The sequence below is a fragment of the Paenibacillus sp. DMB20 genome (assembly GCF_000987955.1).
Classification (GTDB): domain Bacteria; phylum Bacillota; class Bacilli; order Paenibacillales; family Paenibacillaceae; genus Paenibacillus_AQ.
Genome location: NZ_LAZU01000041.1, coordinates 105,327 through 131,129, shown reverse-complemented (window position 1 = coordinate 131,129; position 25,803 = coordinate 105,327). Strand labels below are relative to the sequence as shown.

The window sequence follows — 25,803 nt, the reverse complement described above, 5'->3', positions numbered from 1 at the left end:
GCGCCATGTTTCAACTGGATTTGCTGGATGCCAAAAAAGACACAACCGGGCGGAAGGGGCGAAGCGGGGGCTCCGTCTCCAATGTTTCCCTCAAGGATATTGCGATTGTCGGGATATCCGCCAAGCTGCCGCGCGCGGAATCGCACGAAGCCTTCTGGGAGCTTCTCCGGAGCGGCAAGGACCTGGTAGGCGGGTTTCCGGATTCACGCAAGGAGGAATTGAGGCCGTATTTGCGCCGCATGGAGGCGCAATACGGCTCCGTTTCCTTTTTTTGACGGGGCGTATATCGAAGATATTTCAGGTTTTGACTATTCTTTTTTCCGGCTTTCGCCCAAGGAAGCCTCGCTGATGAGTCCGGCGCAGCGCCTGTTTCTGCAGACGGCTTGGGGCGCGCTTGAAAATGCGGGATACGGCGGAGATGCGCTGCATGGTTCGCGCACCGGCGTCTATATCGGCTATAACGGGGATTCGCTGCATGATTACAAGCGAATCATCGAAGCGCTGGACCCGGACGCCTTGTCCATGGCGGCGCCCGGCAATCTGAGCTCCATGATACCGAGCCGGATTTCGTATTTGCTTAATTTGCGCGGACCGGCGATCAGCGTGGACACCGCCTGCTCCTCCTCGCTGGTAGCTGTCCATCTGGCATGCCAATCGATCCGCAGCGGCGAATGCGAGGCGGCGATTGCCGGCAGCGTCAAAATTAACGTGCTGCCGCTGGATACCGGCATACGGCTTGGCATCGAGTCAAGCGACAACCGGGCCAGAACGTTCGACGACTCGGCGGACGGAACGGGCATCGGCGACGGCGTGATTGCGCTGCTGCTGAAGCCGCTGTCCCGCGCGCAGGAGGACGGCGACCATATTTATGCCGTCATCAAAGGCAGCGCGATGAATCAGGACGGCAGCTCGGTCGGCATTACCGCCCCGAACGCCCTCGCGCAGGAGGACGTTATTGCACGCGCCTGGCAGGATGCGGACATTGATCCCGAAACGGTGACGTATATGGAGGCGCATGGCACGGGAACCTCGCTGGGCGACCCGATCGAAATCAACGGACTGACGCGCGCCTTCCGGAGATATACCGATAAACGGCAATTTTGCGCCATCGGCTCGCTGAAAACAAATATCGGCCATCTTGACCATGCCGCCGGCATTGCAGGGCTGCTCAAGGCGATCCTGTCGCTTGTCCACAAGCAGCTTCCGCCAACGCTTCATTACCGCTCGCCGAACCGCAACATTCCGTTTGTGGATTCGCCTGTTTATATCAATGACGAATTGACACCATGGGAGACGGACGGCGAAGCAAGAAGATGCGGAGTAAGCGCTTTCGGCATGAGCGGGACCAATTGCCATGTTGTGCTGGAAGAGGCTCCCGCCGGGATGCCTTCGGGTCGTTCGGATAGAGCGGAGCTGTTCTGCTTGTCCGCGTATAGCATGACGGCGCTGGAAAGGCTCGTGCTGCTGATGCGGGACTGGGTTTTGCAGCATCGCGGCGATGAGAGCCGCAGCCTGGCCGACCTTTGCTACACCTTGGCCGTCGGCCGGGGAGCCCATCGCTATCGCCTGGCGATTGCGGTAAGCGGCTGGGAAGAACTTGCCCAGACCTTGCATGCCGCAGCCGAAAGCGGACTTACCGGCCTTGCGCTGCCGAACGTCCGCTTCGGAACGGCCGATTCGGCTGCGGCCGGGAATATGCGGCAGCAACCCGTTCCAAAGGAAATGGACGCGCTGGAGCTGGGCCAACGTTACGTGGCCGGATACGAGATCGACTGGAAGGCGATCTACCTAGGACAACGCCGCCAACGGCTGCCGCTTCCGACGTATCCGTTCGATTCTCACCGTTGCTGGGTGGAGGAGGCGCGCGCCGGAGCGGTGCTTCATACGCCATTTGCGGCCTGGAGCGGATATTCGCTCAGTGGAGATATTCCCGAGGAGCTTGGGCAAGAAATGAACGAGACGTTTGCCAGATGGCAAGCCGCGCTGGAGCAGAGCGGCGGGATGACGAGTCAGCGCCGCCGCGGCGTTGCGTTAATCGGGGAGCGCTCCGGCCTGGAATGGGAGCAGCATGTCGCAGATGTCTGGGGAGAGCTGCTCGGTTATGACGAATTGCCTGCGGATGCCGGGTTTTATGAGCTGGGCGGAGATTCCATTATTGCGCTCAAAATTGTAAACCGGCTCAGCGAGCTTGCAGGCGTCCGCATTCAGGCGGCGGATTTGCTGGGGCATGCGGATCTGCCTTCGTTCACGGCGCTGATCGAGCGGCGGGTCGGGGAGAGCCACGCGGCGACAGCGCAAAGAACGAACGCTGGGCACGATGGACAAGGTGCGGACGTTGGGAGCGGCGGTCATGACGGGCAAGCGGCGGCCTGCGGCCGTGACGGAGCAGGAGCTTCCGGCGGGCATGTCGGACCGTTGACCAGCCAAGCGTCCGACGCTTTGTCCGGCGATACGCTGGAGCCGATTCCAAAGGCGGCCCCGCAAGAACATTATCCGGTTTCATCGCCGCAGAAACGCATGTACTTGCAACAGCAGGCGATGCCGGATGATCGCAGCTACAATTTGCCCGAATTGTTGCACTTGGACGGGGCTATGGATGCAGACCGGCTGGAGGCCGTCCTGCAAGCCATCGTGGAGCGTCACGAGACGCTTCGCACCACCTTCCACGTCATCGACGGAGAGATCAGGCAGCGCATTCATGCAGCCATTCCTTTCCGCCTGATTCGGATGGAGGCCGATGAAGCGGAAGCGGACGGCGTGCTGCAAAGCTTGTTTCGGCCGTTCAGGCTCGATACGGCTCCGCTGCTCCGCGCAGCCTTGCTGACGCTGAGGCCGGAGCGCCATGTGCTGTTTCTTGATATGCATCATATTGCATCCGACGGCATGTCGGCGGGCATTCTTTTGTCCGATCTGATGACTTTATATCAAGGCGGTTCGTTGCCGCCGCTGCAGCTGCAATACAAGGATTATGCGGTATGGCAGGAGAGCACGCCGCTCTCCGGGAACGCCGAACGGTATTGGCGCGAGCAATGCCGGGGAGACTGGCCGCTGCTTGCGCTTCCGACCGATGCCCCGCGTCCGCCCGTCAAAGGCAACCGCGGCGAAACGTTCGACGTGTACGTCGAGGCCGGTTTGACGACGGCTGTGCGCAGCCTAGCGGCCGAATCGGGCACGACTCCGTTTATGGTGCTGCTATCGGCGTATTACACTTTCCTCGCCCACTATACAGGGGCCGAGGACATTGCCGTCGGCACGCCGATTGCGGGACGGAACAGGCGCGAGCTGGAAGCAATCGCGGGCATGTTCACCGGCACGCTGGCGCTGCGCGCTTATCCGCGCGCGGACAAGCCGTTCAGAGCCTTTTTGTCCGAAGTGAAAGAGATGGCGACCGGGGCTTACGCCAACGCCGATTATCCATTCGAGGAAATCGCGCAATGGCTGGATAGAAGGGACGCCAGCCGGAGTCCGCTGTTTGACACGATGTTCATCATGCAAAATCTGGGTATTCCAAATGCTTCATCGAAGGGATTGTCGTATCGCCACCAGCGCTTTGAGCATGGCACGGCCAAATACGATTTGATGATTCAGGCTGTGGAGAATGGTGAGGAATTGCGGCTTGTCGTGGAATATAATGCCGATTTGTTTCGCCGCGCGACAGCCGAGCGGTTCATGCGGCATTATGTGCAGCTGCTTCGCTGCGTGACGCTTCGTCCCGACGTTGCGCTCGGCGAAGTAGAGATGCTGACGGAGGAGGAGCGCTTGCACATGCTGGCGCTGGGGAGACGCAAAGCGTATTTTCCGCCGCCACGTTGCCTGCATGATTGCTTCAAGGAACAGGCGGCGGCCGTTCCCGACCTGCCGGCTGTATCTTGCGGCGGTGAATCCATGACCTATCGGGAGCTGGATCGCCGCACCGATGCGCTGGCGCGAACCTTGCGCGCCAAAGGTGTGGGACTCGGCAGCGTAGTCGGCATCATGGCGGAGCGCTCCATACCCATGCTGACCGCTATGCTCGCCGTTATGAAAGCCGGAGGCGCTTATATGCCTGTAGATCCGCATTATCCCGAGGAGCGCATCCGCTTTATGCTTGAGGACAGCGGCGCGGAGCTGGTATTCGCGGACGGCGCGCGTTCCGGAGCTGCAGACGTCATGCCGTCCTCATTACAGGTGCTGGACATTGCGGATGAGAAGCTGTTCTCCGGCGAAGACGATGCAGATGCCACCGCCGTATGGCCGCAGGACGCCGCCGATCCGATGTACGTCATCTATACCTCCGGTTCTACGGGTCAGCCGAAGGGCGTCATTGTACCGCACCGCAGCTTTTACAATTTCGGACATTCGTTCAGGATGTTCTTCGATGGGCAATACGGTGAGGGAGACAGATGCCTCAGCCTGACCAATATTTCGTTTGACGTCAGCGTAGCGGAGCTGTTTATGCCGCTTATGTTCGGGGCTTGCACGGTGCTTTATCCAGAGCCGAAATTGCTTGATCCAAGGCGAATTGCTGAGGTGATTGCGGAAGAGCGGATTACATTCGCTTATTTGCCGCCGTCTCTGCTGAAAGAGGTTGCGAGGCAGCTGGAGCCATCGGCTTCCGCGATGACGCTAGACAAAATGCTTGTTGGGGTAGAGCCGATTCAAGACGAAACGCTGGAGCTGTACACGAAGCTAAATCCCGAGATTCGAATTATTAACGGCTACGGTCCGACGGAGGCGACGGTTTGCTCCAATATGTACGTTTACAAGCCGGGCGCTTATCGCGGCGGCTATGTGCCGATTGGCGGGCCGATGCACAATGTCGAAATTTATATATTCGGCTATGGCGGCCAGCTTGCTCCTATCGGTGCAGCCGGGGAGCTGTATATTGCCGGCAGCGGCCTTGCCGACGGTTATGTGAACAAGCCGGATATGACAGCCGAGCACTTTTTACCGCATCCGTATCATGAGGGCCGCTTCATGTATCGCACCGGCGATATCGCCAAGTGGCTACCGGACGGCAATGTGATGTATGTGGGCCGGGCCGACCAACAGGTGAAAATCAGAGGCGTGCGGATTGAAATGAACGAGATTCGCTCGCAATTGGTTTCCCTTCCCGATGTGGAGGATGCGGTTGTGGTCGTCCGCGAGCAGGCAAGCGGCGACAAGGAGTTGTGCGCGTATGTGGTCGCTTCGGACAAGCTCCCTTCGCGGGAATGGCGAAGAAAGCTGAAAGACAAGATGCCGGAGGCGATGATTCCGGCCTATATCGCGGCGATTGACGCGATACCGCTGACGCCGAACGGGAAAGTGGACCGGCGCGCCTTGCCGGAGCCGGAATTCGGGCTACGGGAGCGTGGAAAGCCGGAGCTGCCGCGAGACGGGATGGAAGAGCGCGTCGCCGCCATTTGGGAGGATGTGCTGGGCGATACGGCTGGGCCAATCGGCATTCACGACGACTTTTTCGAGCTTGGCGGCCACTCCTTGAAGGCTGCCGTGCTGGCGGGCAAGCTGCAGCAGGCGACGAGCACCCTGGTTCCGCTCAGCCTGATATTCGAGCTTACCTCCATTGCGGAATTGGCCGCCTGGCTGAAGGAGCGGGACGGCGCCGGAGAGGAGGCCGAGCCGATCCCGAAGGCGGAGCCCCGCGAGTGGTATCCGATGTCGCGCGCCCAGCGCCGCCAATATATGATGCAGTTGCTGGCCGGAGACGCCACCATGTATCATGTGCCGTTCGCGCTCCGCTTGCAGGGCAAGCTGGATACAGCGCGTCTGGAAGACGCGTTTACGGCGCTGATCGACCGCCACGAAAGCTTGCGGACGACCTTCCATATGTCAAAGGACGAATTTAGGCAAATGGTTCAACCGCCGTATGCGTTCAAGTTGGAGGCGCTGGATCGCGCGGCGTTGATCGGAGACGATGCGTTGCGGGGAGCGCCGCCGGACGGCGCCGAGGTGACGAGGCTGATGAAAGTTTTCCAGCGCCCGTTCCATCTGGACAAGCTGCCGCTGCTGCGGGCGGGGCTGCTGCGACTGAATGAGGAAGATCATCTGCTGCTGCTGGATATTCATCATATTATTACGGACGGCGTATCCTCCGGTTTGCTGGTGAGTGAGCTGTCGCAGCTGTATGCCGGACAAGCGCTGCCGGAGCTGCGCGTGCAATACAGCGATTATGCGGTGTGGCAGGAAGCCGGATTTGCAAATGCCGCTTATGCGGAGCATGAGCGGTACTGGATGGAGCTCTTTGAAGGCAAGCTTTCTGTACTGGAGCTGCCGACGGATCGGCCGCGGCCATCTCTGCCGAGCTATAAGGGCCGACGCCATTCGTTCCGGCTGGACGCGTGGACAACGGCGGAGGCGCGAAAGCTGGCGCGGGAAGCGAAGACGACGCTGTATACGGTGCTGCTGGGCGCTTTTGCCGCGATGCTGGCCAAATACAGCGGGCAGACCGAAGTCATTGTGGGCACCCCCGCCGCCGGCAGGGATCATGCCGATACGCATGGCATGATCGGCATGTTCGTCAACACGCTGGCATTGCGGACCAGGCCGGAAAGAGACAAGACGGTACGGGCCTATATGGCGGAGCTGCATAACCATGTCGTAGAGGCGCTTTCGCGCCAGACGTATCCTTTCGAGGAGCTCGTCGAAGGGCTGAAGGCAGATAGGGACAGAAGCCGCAATCCTTTGTTTGACGCTATGTTTGTCTTGCAAAATATGGACCGGGCGGTGATGGAAGCAGGCGGCATCGTCTTTGGCGAAATGCCGTTCGAGGCGGGGACAAGCAAGTTCGACCTGACTCTGGAAGCGGTGGAGCGGGAAGCGGAAATCGAGCTTCAACTGGAATACGCAGCAGATTTGTTTTATGAGGAAACCGCACGCCGCATGGCGGAGAGTTATACCGTACTCGTGCGGGAGATGTGCAGATCGCTGGGTCGCACGGTCGGCGAGCTTGAGCTGATGAGTGAAACCGAGCGGGAGCAATTGCTAGCTCAGTTGGCCGGAGGAGGCATGCCGGTACAGGCCGCGAGTAGAGAGGGGAGCAATGGTAGGATGGAAATCCGAGCTCAGAAAGGCATGACGGGCCGGCAAGAGGACGCAGCGACGGCTTCCGCGCAAGCAACGGCGGAATGGACGGGGTTTGTGCAGGAAGTGGAGCGCCAGGCGGCGCGCACGCCGGATGCGGCGGCGATTCAATTCGGCCCGGAGACGGTGACGTACGCCGAGCTGAACGAACGCGCGAACCGGCTTGCCCATTCCTTGCTGGCGAAGGGCGTGGGGCCCGAGCGCATTGTCGCGCTGATGGCGTCCCGCAGCCCGCTGCTGCTTGTCGGCATTTTGGGTGTTCTGAAAGCCGGAGGCGCATATGTCGCCATTGATCCCGCTTATCCGAAAGAGAGGATCGACTGGATGCTTGAGGATTGCGGCGAAGCGCTTCTGCTGACGGAAAAAGCATATGCGGGAGTCGTAACGAGAGCCATTGCCGAGATGTATCTGGACGATCCGGAGCTGTATGCGGCGGACAGAGGCAATCCGGAGTGTGTCCATAAGCCGGACCATTTGGCGTATGTGCTGTATACATCGGGCTCGACCGGGCGTCCCAAAGGAGTGATGATCGAGCATCGCGGGCTGGCGCATTTCATCAGCGGCTTCCGAAACCGGATTCCGTTTGAGAAGGGTCAGAGCATCTTGGCGATGGCATCGGTCTCCTTTGATATTTTTGTCGTTGAAAATCTGCTTCCGCTCACAATGGGTATGCGGGTTGTATTGGCCAATGAAGAGGAACGGGGCGACGCCGCCTTGCTGCAAGGCCTGATCGACGCGCACGACGTCGATGTGCTGCAAATTACGCCGTCGCGCTTCAAATGGTGGATGAATCAGCGAGGCGAAACGGACGGTTTGCAAAAGCTGCGGATATTGATGATCGGGGCGGAACCGCTGACGGTCGATGTGCTCGGCAGGCTGCGCGCCGCTACAGGAGCCAGATTGTTTAATTTGTACGGTCCGACGGAGACGACGGTGTGGACCTCGATCCGGGAAGTGACCGAAGGCGAGGACATTTCGATCGGCACGCCGATCCAAGGTTCCGTCATGATGGTGCTTGACGAAGGACTGAAGCTGCAGCCTACAGGCGTGGCGGGCGAAATTTGCATCGGCGGGCCGGGCGTCGGGCGTGGGTATCTCAGCCATCCCGAATGGGATGTCGCTTTTGTGCCGAATCCGTATGCGCCGGGCGAACGCATGTATCGCACGGGCGACCTTGGGCGCAGGCTTGAAAATGGGGAGTTTGCCTATGCGGGGCGCCGCGATTTCCAGGTGAAAATCAGGGGGCACCGGATAGAAATCGGTGAAATTGAGCAGTTGCTGCTTCGCCATGAGCAGGTGAAGGAAACGGTCGTCACCGCGTTTCAGGAAGAGGATGGGGAATATGCGCTTTGTGCGTATGTCGTCATGCAGAACGCCGCGGCAGCGGATGCGGATCCGGACGGCGCCACGCCATCCGGCCGGTTGACCGGGCAGCTGCGCGAATATCTCGGGGACAAGCTGCCTTCTTATATGGTTCCGGCCTGCATGGTCGTTCTGGATGCGATTCCGCTTACGCCAACGGGCAAAATCGACAGAAGGGCGCTGCCGAAGCCGGGACCGGCCGACGCTGGCAGAAGCGAGCTTGTTCCGCTATCGACGGATACCGAGCGCAAGCTGGCGGAGATTTGGAAGGAGCTGCTCGGTACGGATGCGATCAGCGCCAAGGACAGCTTTTTCGAGCTCGGTGGCCATTCCCTGAAGGCGGCAGGCATGGTCAGCCGCATTGCGGAACGCTTTGGCATGCAAATGCCGCTGCGCGATATTTTTATGAATCCTACGCTTGAAGGTTTAGCGGCCCATCTGGACACTAGCGGAACCGTGGCGGCCGCGCGCATTCCGAAACAGCCGGAGCGCGAGCATTACCCGATGTCGAGGCCGCAGCGCCGCCAATTTATGATGGGGCTGATCTCGGGCGAGGCAACGATGTACCATGTGCCGTTCGCCGTGCATATGCAAGGCAAGCTCGATGTGGAGCGGCTGAAGGAAGCTTTCCTTGCGATAACGCGTCGCCATGAATCGCTCAGAACGACGTTCCACCACGAGGAGGACGAGTTCCGCCAGCGCGTGCATGCGGAGCCGGTATTTACGCTGGAGCGGGGTGCCAGGCTGAGAATGGCGGCGGGCAAGCTGCTCGCGGAAGGCGGAGCCGAAGGAGTGTTCGGCGGCATCAGCGCGCTGATGGAGCGCTTTATCCGTCCGTTTGATCTCGGCAGTCTCCCGCTGTTCCGGGCCGGATTAATTCCGCTTGGCGAGGAGCGCCATCTGCTGCTGCTGGACTTTCATCATATTATTACCGACGGCGTCTCCGTCAGCGTCCTGCTGCAGGAACTGACCACTTTGTACGGCGGCGGCGAGCTGCCGGAGCTGGATATCCAGTACCGGGACTACACGGTATGGCAAGAAGAACAAATCGGCAGCGAGGCCTATATGGGGCATGAGCGCTACTGGCTGGAGGCGTTCGAAGGGGAGCTGCCGACGCTTGCGCTCAAGACGGCCCTGCCAAGGCCGGAACTGCAAAACTTCAAGGGCGGTCTGATCATCTTCAGACTGGATGAGGCGCTGACGCTCAAGATCAAGGCGTTTGCGCGCGAGCGCGGCACGACGTTGTATACGGTGCTGCTCGGGGCTTATTCGATGCTGCTGAGCAAATGGAGCGGTGAGGAGGATATCATTATGGGCACGCCGGTAGCGGGCCGCAATCATGCTGAGCTGGAAGGGTTGATCGGGATGTTCGTCAATACGGTCGCGATTCGCAGCTTCCCGGAATCGTACCGCACCGTCGGCGATTATTTGTCCGAGCTGCATGAGGATGTGCTGCTGGCGCTGGAGCACCAGAATTATCCGTTCGAGGATTTGGTGCAAAAGCTGGGAATCGAACAGGACCGCAGCCGCAATCCGCTGTTCGATACGATGTTTATTTTGCAAAATATCGATCGCGTCGCTTACCGTTCGGGCGGCATTGAATTCGACCCCAAGGAGTTCGATCCGGGCGTCAGCAAATTCGATTTGACGCTTGAAGCGGCGGAGCGGGACGGCAGGATCGGCTTTGCGCTGGAATATGCGACAAGTCTTTTCCGCGAAGAGACCGTCCGGGCGCTGGCGGATGATTATACGGCGATTCTACACGCGCTGGTCGAAGACGGAGCAAGCAAAAAAATCAGTGCTGTGCTTGCGGCAAGCAAGCTTGCTTAAACCAACATTCTGAGTCTAAGGAGGCGGCGAAAGATGAAGCTGTCGATGAAAAGGAAACCGTTTAACGAGTTTTGGATGAACTGCATGCTGAACCAGGCGTTTTCCATTGCGGTGTCGGAGGAGCCCAGCTACAGGGATGCGGCGTATTTGAACATTTATCGTTACTATCCTTGGGAGGCTGCAACCGACAAGGATTTTAGCTATCCGACAATTGACACGCTGTATTATATGGATGATCCTGCCAGATTCCCGCTGTCGCAGGTGATCCGCTATATCGAGCCCGGTCATTTCCGCAGCAAGGAGACGGTGCTGGAGGAAATCAGGGCGATGCTTACGGGCGGACGCAACTTGAGCGTTAACGTCGATTTGTACGACTGGCTTCCGGGCAGCATGGCCTGGAAAAAGTTCCATTGGTATCATTATTCGCTGTTTAACGGATACGACAAGGAGCGCGGCGTCTTCTACGTCATTGACGACACGCTTGCGGGCTACGAGGAGCACGAGGTGCCGGAGGAAAGGCTGCTCAAGGCGTACGGCAACTCGGAATACAACGTGAATCCGGACTATTTGGGGCCTGCCTTCTACGTATACAACCTGCATGAAAAGGTTCCGCCCTACGAGTTAAAGCTGGCTGAAGTGGTGGAAAATGCGGAGCGGCTGGCGAGGGAGCTTGGCGAGTTCTCAATAGAGGGCATGTGGAATGTAGATTCCGACCCGGAAAAGAAGCAAGCTCATTTGACCTATGGCCTTGTCGGCGTCAATATCATTTGCAACCGGCAAATCGCCAACATGTCGCTGCTCCGCTCCATGCGGGAGAAGAGGCTGATCGGCGAAACACTATATGAGTCGTTGTCCAGTCAGCTTGGCGCAGTGAGGGATGGATGGGATCAGGTGAAGGACCGCTTTGTGACGGGGGACTTCGAACGCGGCAGAGAGCTGGCGCTCGCGGACGATTTGTTCGCGAAGGAAAAAGCGTTCTGGACCACGCTGGTCGCCGGCGCGTAAAGGCCGCTTGCGTCAACATGTTACCCGGGAGGCGGGCGTTATGACGATATCATTAATTTGTTTGCCATATGCAGGAGGCTCCGCACAAGCGTACAAGCGCTGGACGAACCGGCTGCATCCTGGCGTGCGTCTGGTGCCGGCCGAATTGGCGGGCAGAGGAAGCCGGATGGGTGAGCCTTTCTATGCGGATGTGGCAGAAGCCGTGCAGGATTTGCTGTCGCTGGTGCTGGAGACGGCGCTTGGCTCCGATTCATATGCTTTATTCGGCCACAGCATGGGCAGCCTGCTTGGTTATGAGCTGCTGCATGCGCTGCGGCAGGAAGGATTCCCGCTGCCTAGGGCGGTCTTCCTCTCCGGCAGAGGGGCGCCGCATTGCGAGCAGGAGGAGGCTCGCCGGACCCATATGCTACCGGATGATGAGTTTCTCGAGGAACTGAAACGGCTCGGCGGCATGCCGGGCGAGCTGTTCCGCCATCGGGAGCTGCTGGATATGTTTATGCCGATCCTTAGAGCCGACTTCAAGCTTGTCGGCGAATACGAGCATTGGATGCGGCCGCCGCTGCCGCTCCGGCTCGCCATCTTGAGCGGCAAGGATGACGGCTGCGTCAAAGGCCCGCTCGGTGAATGGGAGCGTTATGCGACGGGAGGCTGCGAGCTGATGCTGTTTGAAGGCGGACATTTTTTCCTGCATGAGCGGGAACGCGATGTTGTAGCGGTGATTAACAAAAAGCTGACCGAGGCGCCTGCCCCGATCTGACCCGTAAGGAGCGTGATGAAAGATGCTGAACAAACATGCGATATGGTTTCCCGGTCAGGGCTCGCAGCGCGTCGGAATGGGAAAAGCGCTGAGCGAGCGGCATGCGGTTGTCAAAGCGACGATGGAGGAAGCGAACGAAGCGCTGGGCATGCGCCTTGACAGCCTGATGTATGAGGGACCGATGACGGAGCTGACGCGGACGGACAATGCCCAGCCCGCCATTCTTGCGCTTGGCGTGGCGATGTACCGCGTCTACAGCCGGGAATGGGGATACTTACCTGCGATGGCTGCTGGCCACAGCTTGGGCGAGATTACCGCTTTAACCTGCGCGGGGGCCATAACGTTCCCGGATGCGCTCAGTCTCGTACGCCGCCGCGGCGAGTTGATGCAAGGGGCCGCCGCTGCGGGGATCGGCGCGATGGCCGCCGTGAATGGGCCGAGTCCCGATGTTGTCGCCAAAGTATGCTTGGAAACTAGCGCGGGCTGCGCAGACGAAAGCCGTATTGTTGTGGTATCGAATATGAATTCAGAGCGGCAAACGGTGATTTCGGGCCACAAAGAGGCCGTCCATGAAGCGTCCGAAAGACTGTCCGCCCATGGGGCCGCAGTCATTCCGCTGCAGGTAAGCGCCCCGTTCCATAGCCCGTTGATGGCGCCGGCGGCGGCGCATTTTGCCGAAGTGCTGAGCCGCGTCTCGTTTGGAGAAATAGATTTTCCCGTAGTTTCCTCCTTGACGGGTCTGCCTTACGGGTATACGGCGGAGATCGCGGGTATGCTGGCAAGGGGATTGACGGACCCCGTCAATTGGCCGGCGGTCCTTGCATTTCAGAAGAGCATTGGCGTTGCCGCTGCCGTGGAACTGGGTCCGGGCAATGTATTGAAACGACTGGCTCCACCCTACGGACTGCGCGTATTCGCTTTTGACGACAAGGAGGATAAGGCGCATCTGTTTGCCGCAAGCCGGCAGACGGACGCTTATTCGATTGAACTGCTGAATCGTTGTCTGGCTATCGCCACTTGCGTCCGCAACCGCAACTGGAACGCAGCCGAATATGAACAAGGCGTCACTTCGCCTTACCGCGGCGTGCAGCAGTTGGTCGATCGGCTGCGGGAGACGGGAGAGCAAGTGGAGGAGGCGCATGTTCGGCAAGCGCTGGCGATGCTGGAATCGGTGTTTCGCACCAAAGGCACGTCAGCTGAAGAGCAGGAGCGGCGGCTCGCAAGGCTGCAGGGTGAGTTCGGCCTTCGCGGCTTGCCAGGCGTTTCTCCTGCCGACCGGTCATACACGGGCAGTCTATTATAGGAAGGAGCATTGTCATGGGTATCCGGGTGGCCAATGACGAGTTGGAACAGGATGGAGTCCGGCGCCTCGCAGAGCTGCCGTCTCCCGTGGAGATTTTGCAGGCATTGATCCGCTTCAATACAACAAATCCGCCGGGCAAGGAAGCCGCATGCATCATGTATATCCAGCAACTGCTTGAGGATGCGGGCATTGAGACGCGGATCGAGGTGCTTGATCCGGCCCGACCCAATCTGCTGGCCAGGATGAAGGGCAGCGGGGAGGCACCGCCGCTGCTGCTGTACGGGCATGTCGACGTCGTTGGCGTCGACATGCAAGCCTGGAGCCGCGACCCGTTCGGGGGCGACATTGAGGGCGGCTTCGTCTGGGGACGGGGCGCTCTTGATATGAAAGGCGGCGTGGCGATGCTCGTATCGGCTTTCCTCCGCGCGCATGTCTGCAAGCTTCCGCTGCGCGGCGATCTCATTCTGGCGATTGTCAGCGACGAGGAAGCAGGGGGCGAATACGGTGCTTCCTTCCTGGTAGAGCGGCATGCCGATTATTTTGCGGGCGTAAAGTATGCGCTCGGCGAATTTGGCGGCTTCGCGTTTCATGCGCTGGGGAAAACCTTTTATCCGATTATGGTGGCGGAGAAGCAGCTCTGTTGGCTCAAAGCGACGATTCGAGGAGACGGAGGCCACGGCTCCATGGGCAAGCCGGGAACCGACGGTATGGCGCAATTGGGGAACATGCTTCAATCGCTTAGCAGGAATAAGCTGCCGATACGTGCGGCACCGGCGGCCCGGTTGATGATTGAAGGCATGGCCGCCGCGCTGCCGCTGCTGCCGGCGCTGCTGCTGAGAGGGCTGCTGCTTCCCCGGCTCGGCGGCCTCATCCTGAAGCTGCTGGGGGAAAAGAGCGGGACGTTCGCTCCGCTTCTGCGTAATACGGTCAGCGCGACCGTCGTTCGCGGCGGCGAGAAAATCAACGTTCATCCGAGCGAAATTACGGTCGAGCTGGACGGCCGAACGCTGCCGGGCGTCACTCCGCAGCAATTTATGGACGAGCTGCGCCGATTCGCGATTCATGATTCGGTCGGGCTGGAGGTGCTGCGCCATGACCCATGCGCCGCAGTTCCCGACATGGGGATGTTCGGTTTGCTGTCCGATGTGCTGAAAGAAGCGGATAAGGAGGCCGTTCCGGTGCCGATGCTGCTGCCCGGAGGGACGGACGGAAGATGGTTTGCGAGGCTCGGCATCCAAACCTACGGTTTCCTGCCAATGCCGCTGCCCAAGGACATGCAGTTTACCAAACTGATTCATGCGGCGGATGAACGCATTCCCGTAGAAGCCATTGGGTTCGGAACGGATGCGATTTACCGGGTGCTGGAGCGGTACGGAGTGCAGCCGCTGTCATCGGATGGTTAGAGCAGCTTGCCATGCGCATGCCGTTACCGTTGACCGATGCAAGGAACATGGAGTTGTGCATAGAAGAAAAGCGCAAGTTCAGAGCGACTCTCGCTGGGAACTGACCCCATAGCGAAATGCAGTAATTAATATGGACAAATAAGATTATTTGTTGGGAAGAGAATACAATTAACCTTAAGTCACTTATATCTTTTTTGACACAAATTTCCTGTTTTTGATTGGTAGCTATGACACAAAATTGACAAGTGGAGGATTCCTGACCAGAATCATAACGACCTTCGTAGTTATCGGAGGATTGCTCTTATTATTATTTCTCAAATAAAGTCATGTCTCTGGCGCATAAAGACGCAGCTATGATCGATTGCGATCATGGCTTTTTTTCTGCATCTACCTAATTCTTTTTTTTGAAAAATGTCCCATTTACCGCTCCTTAAGTGTTATATGTAGGTAGAGAGGAGGATGGCTTGATGGAGTTCGTCCAAGTCCGAATTCATCCGTTTTGCAGGTAGCATGGTGAAATAACTTCACTTCATAGTGTCCCTTTTTCAGAAGCTCAGGGGTTATATAAGTAAACAAAACCACATGCCCACAAGGCCGAAAGGAGATTCATCCATGAACCTTACGAAGAAAATGATCATTGCTGCAACAAGCATTCTGCTAGTGTTGGGATCAGCAAGCGGATTTGCTACAGAGGTAGGTGCTGCGCCGCAGAAACAGTCGAAGACGCAGGCGACATCAAACAAGAGCAATCTTGAACGTCAGAAAAAAGAGGCTATGGACATATTTCATCCCCAAGATAAAAAACCAGGTTATTTAACCGTGCTGTATGATGGGACTGATAATTCGCTGTCATTTAGCTATCTCGGTATAACCAGTTCAGATTACAACGAATACACGAAGATGTTGTCCAAATACAAAGCACCGGAATTGCAGCAGCCAGGCGGGATCCCAGAAGGTTATGTGTTTAAGTCTGGAGAGATCGTGCCACCGTATCCTCTGTTTCTTACCAAGGCGTATGAAAGTATGTTGAAGGAACTTAAAGCGGAGGCGAACGGGAAGAAATATTACGCGAAAAAACTGAAATGGAATGAAGCCGGTGGGGCAGCAGTCATCTTCTCTAAGGATTCGGACGTAATCCGCATCAGTTCCCAAAAAGTTCAGCCGCTCATTACGGAAGTCACCCGTGTACCTAGTAAAGCTGAAAAGTTTGAAAACTTAAGCATCAATGGAACCGACGCGATTTATTCTACGAACTCCAATGATCTGTACTCTACCAAGTTACGATGGGAAGATGCAGAAAAGCAATTTCAATACGAGATTTCCATCTATAAGAAAAGCCCTCTTATCAAGGAAGATCTTGTAGCGATTGCAGAGAGCATGATCCAAGAGTAACTCGCAAGAGAATTAGTTATATCTTAAGAGTCTGCATATGCGGACTCTTTTCCTATATAAGACCCTCCACTATAACACCAAACTCTTGTGTAATATATACTGTAGGGAATGGGGGGAGTGTTTATATGAATACCTACAAAACGACGGAGATTGCTCGTAGCATTGGGTTACATCCTAACACAGTACGGCTTTATGAGGGACTTGGTCTAATATCTTAGCCGCGACGAGAAGCGAACGGATATCGTATTTTACAGTGTTCCATATGGAGCAATTCAGGCTGGCAAGAATGGCTCAAAAGGTTGAGGTCCTTCAGAACGGTCTGCGGTATTATTCAAACAAAATTGGATGGTGGTATTAGATGAAAGTGGTCATTGGAGCAGGGCAGACAAAGTATGATAGTTGGCTCAGTACCCAAGAAGATGAATTGAATTTACTATCATTGGAAAGTTGGATCAAATTATCTAAACCAGAGAGTATTGATGCACTTTTGGCTGAACATGTGTGGGAACATTTAACTTACGAGGAAGGGATTACGGCTGCGAAGCATTGTTATCAGTTTCTAAAACCTGGTGGGTACATTCGTTGTGCAGTTCCCGATAAAAATTTCCGTAACGATTGGTATCAACAGATGGTTCAAGTCGGAGGTCCTGGGCCAGCGGATCATCCTGCGGCATCTCATAAAATAGTTTATGATGCAAAAACTTTTGTATCAGTATTTGAAATGGTAGGGTTTGAAGTAACCTTGTTGGAGTATTGCGATGAGAACGGAGATTTTCATTATACATACTGGAATGAAATGGACGGGAAGATAGGAAGATCATTTCGGTTTGATACAAGGAATTCCATAAATGAATTAGGGATGGTATCCATTATTATTGATGCAAAAAAGCCGTTGCTAATAAGAAATAATAGTTAAGATTGACACGTTAGTTAAGGGTCACCATGCAATTTTCCTGCTGTAACTTTGAAAATATTCATAGGAGGAATAGTGTTATAATAGTGAAATACAACACAAAAGGGCATTTTTGGTTCAATTTTTTTTGTCCAAAAACTTGTAAATATGCATAAAGATTCACATTTAACATCGTTATTTCTATGAGTTCCAACAACGGCTTTTGCACGATTGGAGTAATAGATGATGGCAAAGGATTCAACGTTGAAGAATGTTCACAAAAAAGTTTAGTTTATCTATTGTAAATAGCCATGTAGAGGATAAACTAAAAGGGAGCATGCAATTTGAATCTACAGCGTGTGAAACAACAGTTTCATTCACGTTTAAAATGTATAGAGGACTACAAAGGCGTAGTCTTACTAAAGCAAAGAGGCTTAAGGTTATAGCATTCCTATTTGATCGGAAGCGGTATAACTTTAGGCCTCTTTGTGTTTTTTCTCTGGTATGGGAGATCAGGAAATGGCAGAAGAATTGTTAAGTGTAGGAATAGATATGGGAACATCAACAATACAACTTGTCCTATCCAAACTTTATATCCAGAATATGGCGTCATCGTTTTCCGTTCCGCGTACTGTGATTACGGAGAAAGAAGTCATATACCGCAGTGAAATTTGTTTTACACTTCCTTTTAGCCGAGAACAGAATCGATGTTCAAAAGTGTATCACAGCTGTAATGGTTGCTATGCTCATTGCAAGTAAAATGATTCCAAAAAGCTGCACCTAAGAAGCAGAGGAGGGTACCCATGAGTATCGATAAAAAGATGATTGAAGAGATGGTTCGTAAAATCATCATGGAAAAAGTAGGGGCTGATGCTATTGAACAGAACGTTCATAGAGGTTCTGGAGGGATTACTTCTGTTAAAGTGCCAAATATGAAAGTAACAGAAGAGGATCGTCTCGATACAGGAAACCCTAAGGATATCGTCTATTGTAAAGATCTTTTTTCGCTAAAGGAAAGTCCAAGACTTGGCTGCGGTATCATGGAGATGAAAGAAACAACCTTTGACTGGACACTTAACTATGATGAAATTGATTATGTGATTGAGGGACATCTGGATGTTATCATTGAGGGTACAAAGGTGTCAGCTGGTCCAGGAGAAGTGATCCTGATTCCAAAAGGAAGTAAGATTCAATTTTCTGTGCCAGAATATGCACGATTTATCTATGTAACATATCCGGCTAACTGGGCAGAACAAGCGTAACATTCTAATTTCAAGGTGGTTTTTTTATTTTTTTTCTTTAACAATATATGTTCTTGTCCTTTAACGATATATGTTCTTGTCATCCGAGACTTTTTGCCAGCACGAGCAAGCCGCGGGCGACGATCGAATGGGAGTAATGAAAGAAACTCCGAAAACCCACTACATTCAAGGGTTTTCGGAGATCTTTTTTTAGAGTCAACCCTACGCAGGGATGGTCTTCATTTCATAGATTTTTTGAAGCGTATGGACATGCTTCGTCTTCTCGTCATCGTCCTCTGTGTGGAGATACCACTCCACAAGCCTGTACCCGAATACGAGAAGGATCAGCTCATAGACGCAATGATCGGCGATAGGGGATACATCCGCATACTCCGAAAAGCCTTTGTAATACGCGGGGACACATCGCTGGTAGTTTTCGACCATGTTATCGATATCCGCTTCATCCGCAATCAGGCTTGCGAGATCCTCGCCCAGGTAGCCCCATCCGGAAGTATCCCAGTCGATGAGCGCGATTTTCCCGTCGGCATAGATCAGGTTGGTCACCCAGAAGTCCCGGTGGCATAGCACGAGGGGCAATTTTTCGATGCGGGCGAGTATCTCGTCTGCGTGCTCATCGATGTCGATGAGCATTTGCCGCACGTGCTGCGGGAATGCGCAGTTCTCCGAGCGTATATAATCGTAGACGACCGACCAAGACCGGTAATGGAGATACGTATTCTTCATGAGATCCGCATGGCTCAGGTTGCTCAGGCTCTGCAGCACAGCGGGCTGCTCCGCATACAGCTTGCCTTGATAGCGTCCTAACTCCAGCGCGGCCTGTTCATACATGTCACCGGTCAAATCTAAACCGGTTACGCCATCGATATATTCCAGCCACAGCTGGAATTCATTTTCTTCGGCATTCATCTCGGCGTGATAACATGTCGGCCAGCGGAAGGCATCCGAGAACGTCGCTCCCAAGTCAGACGCATAGAGATCATATTCCCGGCGCCATGAACCCGGATCGCCGTAACGCTCCCATTTCTTCTGGATTTTCAGCACGATACGGTACGGCAGTTTTTCTCCATCCGCGGTTTCGGCGATCCCCGTTACCAGGTACACATTTCCCACAGTTCCGCCCTGTAACGGCATGGTTTGGCTGTCGGCCGAGATGATATCCTTCTTGAACCGTCGGCTTAAGGCATAGATCAGCGTTTCGAATTTAATATTCATTTCTTCCATCCTCCGTTTTTCTTCGTTTGCTTGCTCCACATGGCGATCGTTTTGTTTCGAGCCCTCTTGTCGATGAGGTAGCTGGTTTTATCCTGGACATACTTGTTCTCATGCTGCTGGGCAACATATTGCTCCCACCGTTCACGCGGCAACGAACCGTCGGCAAGCGCGGCGAGAACGGCACAGCCCGGCTCGGCCTGATGGCGGCAATCCGTAAATCGGCATTGCGGGAACCATTCCTCCACATCGGTAAAGCTTGCGTGTATGCCTTCGTCGGCATCAAAAAGCCCAAGCTCACGCATACCCGGCGTATCGATGACCATCGTACCGGAGGGGAGCATGAACAGCTGACGGTGCGTTGTCGTATGCCGCCCCCGGCTGTCGACCTCCCGGATCGCCTGAACCTTCATTACGTCCTGTTCCATCAACGCATTGAGCAAAGACGATTTACCGACGCCGGACATGCCGAGAAAGACGACCGTTTTACCAGGCATCAAGTAGGGATCGAGTTCGTTCATCCCCAGGCCTGTATGACTGCAGATCGCGTGAACCGGCACATCGGGGATGCTTTGTGTGACTTCTGCGAGCAGGAGATTATAATCTGGGGCGAGATCAGCCTTGGTCAGAATGATGACCGGCTGGCCGCCGCTCTGCCTGGCTTGTGTCAGATACCGCATGATACGGGTAACATTGAAATCCCAATTCAGAGAAGAAAGGATAAATACATAGTCAAAGTTGGTTGCAACGACCTGTTCCCGCACGGTTTTGGCATAGCCTGCGGCATGCCCTGAGTAATCCGCGCGTGAAAACTTGGAGCGGCGGGGCAGTACCCTAACGATAAGAGAATCTCCGCTTTCGTTGTAGTGCAGCAAAACAAAATCACCGACGCAAGGAAAGTCTACTCGCGTTTCCGCACTGTGATAAAACGTCCCCTTGAGCACCGCCGTTACCTCGCCGCGCTCGGTCATGACCCTGAAGCGCTCGCGCCGAAGCTCCGTCACCCTGCCGGGCAATAAGCCGCCTTGAATTGCTTCTATTTCTGTGTAGCCATAAATTTTCAAATCCATCATGATTTTTTTGTTAGCTCCTTTAATGTTGTTTTTTGGACGCAAAAATGCCACGGACAAGCAGCCTCTAAAGAAGCTGCTGTCGCGCGGCATCAAGACGCAAAAAAGATACGACCTTCATCGTATCTCGCAAACAGCAATATTCACGAAAGGTTACTTTGGATGGCACACCAAATAATGCGGGCGTTGTCCCGCTTTATTCCCGTATGCCTGCTATTCAGTTTTAAGACCAAACCACCATATAAGTAGTCGCCATTAAAACACATCTCCTTTCGTGATAGGAACTTGCTTATCGCTAAGCTGTCTATAAAATAACCTATTTTGGAAAAAAAAATCAATGACTAACAGCGCAGAATGTGTCAGCTTGCTCCATCGAGTCTGCGAACGAACGGAAAACGATAGCTCAAAATACAACGAGAATCGAACAAGAGCGTGACTGTCTGCCAGCGGACATTAATTATTTTCTTTACTTAAGCGAGGATCGAGGCGTATAATCCGTTAAGACATCGGAGCTATAAGAGGGGAAATCATAATGAACAATGGGTTGATCAACGCTATCATCGCGTATATCATGTGGGGGGTTCTCCCGCTTTATTGGAAGTTGTTTGACGATGTGCCGGCAGGCGAAATTTTGTCACATCGGGTTATCTGGTCGTTCGTCTTCATGGGTATTCTCGTCGCCGTCCAGCGCCGCTGGGGTGACATGAAGCGGATTGCGGCTAGCCGCTCGCTCCTGCTGTCGCTCGCCGCCAGCGGACTGCTGATCGCTGCTAATTGGCTCATCTTCATCTGGGCGGTCAACAACGGCCATGTTGTCGAGACAAGTCTCGGCTATTATTTGAACCCGTTGCTGAACGTACTGCTAGCGGTCGTCTTCCTTCGTGAGAAGCCAAACCGCGGCCAATGGCTCGCGATTGCCATCGCTGGCGCAGCGGTGCTCATCATCGCCATCGACTACGGGCGGTTCCCGTGGGTCGCGATCTCGCTGGCCGTTTCGTTTGGCTTGTACGGCCTCGCGAAGAAGAAGATCGTGCAAGACGCTTCTGTAGGCTTGTTAGCGGAGACGGCTGTAATCCTGCCCGTCGCGCTCGGTTACTGGATCTATTTGGCCGCCGTGGGCAAGACGACGGCATGGACGCTGCCTGCGCCGGTGTTCGTCGAACTGCTTCTTTCCGGCGTGGTAACGGCGCTGCCGCTGCTCTTCTTTGCGCGGGCGGCGCCCGGATGGCGCTGTCCACGCTCGGCTTCGTACAATACATCGGGCCGACGATCATGCTGTTACTGAGCGTATTCGTGTTCAAGGAATCGGTGTCGCCGGTTCTGCTTATCGGCTTCGCGCTCATCTGGACAGCGCTCGTTGTATACGCTGTGGCATCGGTTCGCAGCACGAAACTCGCGAAGGCGAGCTGACGGTAAGGGCGCCACGGTACGGACATACCGGCCATTTCCGTCCGATGGGGCGGAGATGAATTCGCAGGATTTTACCCTGAAGTTAACGTGGAGGAAGAAGGCAAGAGCGAAAGTGGTAGCTGGGATTTGTAGAAAGTACATGACGAAACAAGGGTGAAATGCGATCACCCATATTATTCCATATATGCGCGTTTCCACTTCGCCCTAGTGATTCTCACTCCCATGTCTCAAAAAAGCTTGACTGCACAGCAACTGGGCAATGCCACAGAACATGTGTTAAGCCATTCAACTTTCAAAGAAGACGCTGCAAACATGCAGCAATCCTTTCGCAAATCAGGTGGATATGTACAAGCGGCTGATGAGATTCTGGAGTTTGCAAGTAAGTATCTTAGATAAATAATTTAGAACTGCATTTGCCACAAACCCGCTCCTTCGAACATATAGACTCATCTCAACCTGTCAATCTTCAGAACATCATCTTCTGCAAGTCAGTTATGGTGTGGAGTATTATATCAAATGTTATAGATGATGACTTCTTTACGCATGCAAGTAACCCCATGATTTACAGCCGTATAGGCACCGCGATCTTGGGGTTATGTCAGGAATCACATTGTCAAATTACAAAAAACCTGTACTTTTTTATCCATGCAGATAAGAAAGTACAGGTTTTTGTATATGATCTACCTGGTCAATCGTTTTGAAAGGGATTGATTAAACCTCCGAAAGTTTCTCATTCCAGAGCAAGCAACGACTAGTGCTAACGCATCACCATGTCGGCAATAGGGTAATCCGGCTGCATGCTTAATACTTGAATATTTCGACGCAGGCGGTTATAGCGCAGCGAGCAGTAATCCAGGTAATCATCCCCCGTATAATGGCGCAGCAGGGCCCATACCGTCCATAACAAATCCTGGGCCATCATATAACATTTGACCTTCATCAGATCATCCTGCGTAAACGTATTGCCGTAATAGGCTTCAAACAGTTGGTCAATCGCCTCTGCTGTCAAACGCGATTCGATGATATACGCGGCAATATCAAAGGCCGGATCGTTCATTCCGGAATATTCCCAATCTATCAAATAGACACTGCCATTCCCATCTACGAGAAAATTCTCGGGAACCGTATCATTATGGCAAGGTACGGAAATGACATGCTTGACATTCACTTCCATAAAACGAAGCAATTGCTCTTTTAAGGAGGCGTAGTCAAAAAACAATTCTCCGTTGATTTGCGTGACAATGGCTTCATATTTGGCAAGTTCACTGAGCCAATCAAACTGGTTAGGGAAGTGCTTGGGACTGCCATGAATCTTCTTCAGTAAAGAAGAAACGGCCTTCAGGCTTTGCAAWGCCAAGGGGCCTGCCGCGGCTAGCGTTTTGCTATCGGGAATATACTTGCTGATTTTAATGCCGCTTTCCTCATCAAAATATATACATTCCGAATTCACGCCAAACTCCGAAGCGATGCCGTTGTTCACACGTTCTATCCTGCGGTCGATCATTTGATCCGTCAGGTTACCGGGCTTACGAATCACATACTCCGTTCCGTGGATATTCATAATGTAGTTATAATTGGTCAACCCGCCCGCAAAACGAGATTTTTCAAAAAACAATACGATCATCTTCAAAAAAAAAGACGTAGTTTTTGCTGCACCAGGTCTTCCATATTCATTTGTTTGGATAAAAAGTCGTTTAGAGGTTTCATGATGACCTTTTCTCGGCATTCCATATGCATGCGTTAAACATGGCACACATTCGCCGCACAGATTTTGCCACAATTATAGCAAGATAGGCGGAGAAATTCAATGAACGAACGAGCTTGAGGGCATTCTGGTACTTGTGATGCAAGAAAGACGTTTTTGTACCAGATTGTTGGTAAAAGGGGCATTAAAATACTAAAAATCAGCTACCGAATCTTCCATAATAACGGGGCGAACCTATGTTAACCTGCAAGTAGGAGTTGAGTATCTGATATTACAGCGGATTCACAAATAATAATTACCCAGGTGAGGTGAGGTTCGAATGGAATACCGGGGAGAAGAAGCTCTCGGGCTTGTGGAAACTTTGGGCATGGTTCCTGCCATCCAAGCAGCGGACGCTATGCTTAAAGCAGCAGATGTTGTTCTGGTATCCTACGAGAATGTTGGTTCCACGCTCGTAACGATCATGGTAAAAGGTGATGTCGCGGCGGTTCGTTCGGCAGTAGAGGCTGGCGCTGAAGCGGCAGCGAAGATTGGCAAAGTCACTGCCCATAATGTGATGCCGCGTCCGCTCAGTTCTATTGCAGGAATCGTGAAAACGCATGCAATTAACGCATAATTGCCGGGAGGGAAGATAGGTTCATGAGCAAGCATGATGCACTGGGTTTCATTGAAACCTTTGGAATTGTATTCGTCATGGAAGCGGCGGATGCCATGTGTAAAGCGGCCGATGTAGATTTGATAGGTTACGAAAACGTGGCGTCCGGTTATATATCTGTCCTTGTTCGTGGAGATGTAGGGGCTGTAAGGGCTGCAGTAGATGCTGGCGTCGCCGCTGTACAGGCGATGGGGACCGAGGTTTACTCTTCAAACGTTATTCCCAACCCACACCCAGACATCGAAAAGATCATTGCCCGCTATGCCCTTCCATCTTAGGGGCAGGTTATCTGCAGAAATTCAAGGGAGGTGCCCGTGATAAACGACATCTTTGTTATGAAATCGAAGGTATTTTCAGGCGAACAGTCACTGAAAAAACTAGCGGAAATTCCAGGCACGAAAGCCTGCATCGTATCCGATCAGATGATGGAGAAGCTGGGATATCTGGGTCAGGTGGTTGATCTGCTGCAAAGCGGTGGAATCTCCACTACCGTGTTTACCGGTGTTAAGCCCGATCCGAGCGTGAGTATTGTGGCTGAAGCGCTTCAAGTGTATTGGGAAAGCGGCGCTGATGTGTTACTGGCGCTAGGCGGCGGATCGGTCATTGATACAGCAAAGGGCGTTCTGTACTTCGCCCGGCAATATGCGCAGGAGAAAGACGCGCCTTTTGTCAAACCATCGTTTGTCGCCATTCCTTCTACCAGCGGCACCGGATCGGAAGTGACCGACTTTTCGGTGATTACGGTGGATGGAGACAAAATCGTGATCGTGGATGATTTTATCGCACCGGACATAGCGATTCTCGATTCCACCCTTACCAAGCAATTGCCAAACAAAATCGTGGTGGACACCGGAATGGACGTTCTTACCCATGCGCTGGAGGCTTATGTCTCCACCAAAGCGACCGACTTTACCGATGCGTTAGCCGAAAAAGCCGTCCAATTGGTATTTGCTCATCTGGAAACGCTTTACCATGATCCGGCAGATGCTGAAGCGCGGGACCGGGTGCAGAATGCGTCCTGTATGGCGGGAATGGCATTTACTAACGCTGGTCTTGGTATCATTCACAGTATGTCCCACGCCTTTGGCGGAACGTTTCACATTGCTCACGGACGGGTGAATTCCCTGCTTCTGGAGGCGGTAATGGAGTATAACGCCAACCTGGGCGGAAAAGTCATAGACAGGGTTTGCGAACGCTATGCTAGGCTCGCTTCGCTGCTGCACTTGCCGGCACGGACCGCCCGTGAAGGAACCGTAAGTTTGATGCAGGCAATTGGCAAGCTGAAGCGTTCCATCGGTATCGAACACGGAATTCGTGAGCTTGGCGTTGACCAGGATGCTTTTGACGAGGCGTTGTCCCGCATGGCGCAGACCGCGATGGCTGACCGCTGTACGCCAACCAATCCTCGTCAGCCAACAGCAGAAGAGTTGGAGCACATTTATCGTACAAGCTTTTAAATGCTACCTCTAAATGATAATCTCACAAG

At 53.9% G+C, this 25,803-nt stretch carries 15 protein-coding genes and 2 pseudogenes; 14 read left to right on the top strand and 3 right to left on the bottom strand.

The window, feature by feature from the left end:
- Nucleotides 1–5 precede the first annotated feature (5 nt).
- The 10 genes and pseudogenes from XI25_RS35935 (at nucleotide 6) to XI25_RS24850 (ending at nucleotide 18,268) form a co-directional block, all read left to right on the top strand.
- Entirely contained in the window at nucleotides 6–275 is a 270-nt protein-coding gene (locus tag XI25_RS35935) for a beta-ketoacyl synthase N-terminal-like domain-containing protein (RefSeq protein ID WP_268794566.1), read from the top strand.
- Complete coding sequence (locus XI25_RS24885) at nucleotides 229–10,254, top strand: non-ribosomal peptide synthetase (protein ID WP_327204859.1); 10,026 nt, start codon at nucleotides 229–231, stop codon at nucleotides 10,252–10,254. Before XI25_RS35935 ends, XI25_RS24885 begins: the two co-directional genes overlap by 47 nt.
- Nucleotides 10,255–10,287: 33 nt before the next feature.
- The gene (locus XI25_RS24880) at nucleotides 10,288–11,259 is read left to right on the top strand and encodes a hypothetical protein (protein WP_046680718.1); all 972 of its coding nucleotides are present in this window, start codon (nucleotides 10,288–10,290) and stop codon (nucleotides 11,257–11,259) included.
- Between the two features lie 40 nt (nucleotides 11,260–11,299).
- On the top strand, nucleotides 11,300–12,016 hold the full coding sequence (locus XI25_RS24875; protein ID WP_052759763.1) for a thioesterase II family protein: 717 nt from the start codon (nucleotides 11,300–11,302) through the stop codon (nucleotides 12,014–12,016).
- A gap of 22 nt (nucleotides 12,017–12,038) precedes the next feature.
- Nucleotides 12,039–13,319: an ACP S-malonyltransferase gene (gene fabD, locus XI25_RS24870; RefSeq protein WP_046680717.1), complete on the top strand. Its 1,281-nt coding sequence runs from the start codon at nucleotides 12,039–12,041 to the stop codon at nucleotides 13,317–13,319.
- Nucleotides 13,320–13,333: 14 nt separating this feature from the next.
- Complete coding sequence (locus tag XI25_RS24865) at nucleotides 13,334–14,722, top strand: M20/M25/M40 family metallo-hydrolase (RefSeq protein ID WP_046680716.1); 1,389 nt, start codon at nucleotides 13,334–13,336, stop codon at nucleotides 14,720–14,722.
- 612 nt (nucleotides 14,723–15,334) lie between these two features.
- Nucleotides 15,335–16,114, top strand: a complete 780-nt coding sequence (locus tag XI25_RS24860; RefSeq protein WP_046680715.1) for a DUF4367 domain-containing protein — start codon at nucleotides 15,335–15,337, stop codon at nucleotides 16,112–16,114.
- Nucleotides 16,115–16,472: 358 nt separating this feature from the next.
- Nucleotides 16,473–17,030, top strand: coding sequence for a class I SAM-dependent methyltransferase (locus XI25_RS24855; RefSeq protein WP_046680714.1), 558 nt, complete (start codon nucleotides 16,473–16,475; stop codon nucleotides 17,028–17,030).
- Nucleotides 17,031–17,525: 495 nt separating this feature from the next.
- Nucleotides 17,526–17,721, top strand: a pseudogene (locus XI25_RS32525) (ethanolamine ammonia-lyase reactivating factor EutA); the annotation flags it as partial.
- Nucleotides 17,722–17,809: 88 nt separating this feature from the next.
- Complete coding sequence (locus XI25_RS24850) at nucleotides 17,810–18,268, top strand: cupin domain-containing protein (protein WP_046680713.1); 459 nt, start codon at nucleotides 17,810–17,812, stop codon at nucleotides 18,266–18,268.
- Nucleotides 18,269–18,469: 201 nt separating this feature from the next.
- Here XI25_RS24850 and XI25_RS24845 read toward each other — a convergent pair whose 3' ends face one another.
- Nucleotides 18,470–19,480: an aminoglycoside phosphotransferase family protein gene (locus XI25_RS24845; protein ID WP_046680712.1), complete on the bottom strand. Its 1,011-nt coding sequence runs from the start codon at nucleotides 19,478–19,480 to the stop codon at nucleotides 18,470–18,472.
- A complete protein-coding gene (rsgA, locus tag XI25_RS24840; RefSeq protein WP_052759768.1) occupies nucleotides 19,477–20,550 on the bottom strand; it encodes a ribosome small subunit-dependent GTPase A in 1,074 nt (357 codons plus the stop codon). Before rsgA ends, XI25_RS24845 begins: the two co-directional genes overlap by 4 nt.
- A 529-nt stretch (nucleotides 20,551–21,079) precedes the next feature.
- Here rsgA and rarD point away from each other — a divergent pair.
- Nucleotides 21,080–21,957 (top strand): annotated as a pseudogene (gene rarD, locus XI25_RS24835) (EamA family transporter RarD).
- 757 nt (nucleotides 21,958–22,714) lie between these two features.
- Here the strand turns inward: rarD and XI25_RS24830 are convergent.
- Nucleotides 22,715–23,572, bottom strand: a complete 858-nt coding sequence (locus tag XI25_RS24830) for a choline kinase family protein (protein WP_235440312.1) — start codon at nucleotides 23,570–23,572, stop codon at nucleotides 22,715–22,717.
- Nucleotides 23,573–23,981: 409 nt separating this feature from the next.
- Here XI25_RS24830 and XI25_RS24825 point away from each other — a divergent pair, with 409 nt between their 5' ends.
- The 3 genes from XI25_RS24825 to XI25_RS24815 are packed head-to-tail and all read left to right on the top strand — an operon-like array spanning nucleotide 23,982 to nucleotide 25,774.
- Nucleotides 23,982–24,278, top strand: coding sequence for a BMC domain-containing protein (locus XI25_RS24825; RefSeq protein WP_046680711.1), 297 nt, complete (start codon nucleotides 23,982–23,984; stop codon nucleotides 24,276–24,278).
- 23 nt (nucleotides 24,279–24,301) lie between these two features.
- Nucleotides 24,302–24,595 carry a BMC domain-containing protein gene (locus XI25_RS24820; RefSeq protein ID WP_006677931.1) on the top strand — a complete coding sequence of 98 codons (294 nt, stop codon included), beginning with the start codon at nucleotides 24,302–24,304 and terminating at the stop codon, nucleotides 24,593–24,595.
- A gap of 36 nt (nucleotides 24,596–24,631) precedes the next feature.
- Complete coding sequence (locus tag XI25_RS24815) at nucleotides 24,632–25,774, top strand: 1-propanol dehydrogenase PduQ (protein ID WP_046680710.1); 1,143 nt, start codon at nucleotides 24,632–24,634, stop codon at nucleotides 25,772–25,774.
- The last annotated feature ends 29 nt before the right edge of the window (nucleotides 25,775–25,803 follow it).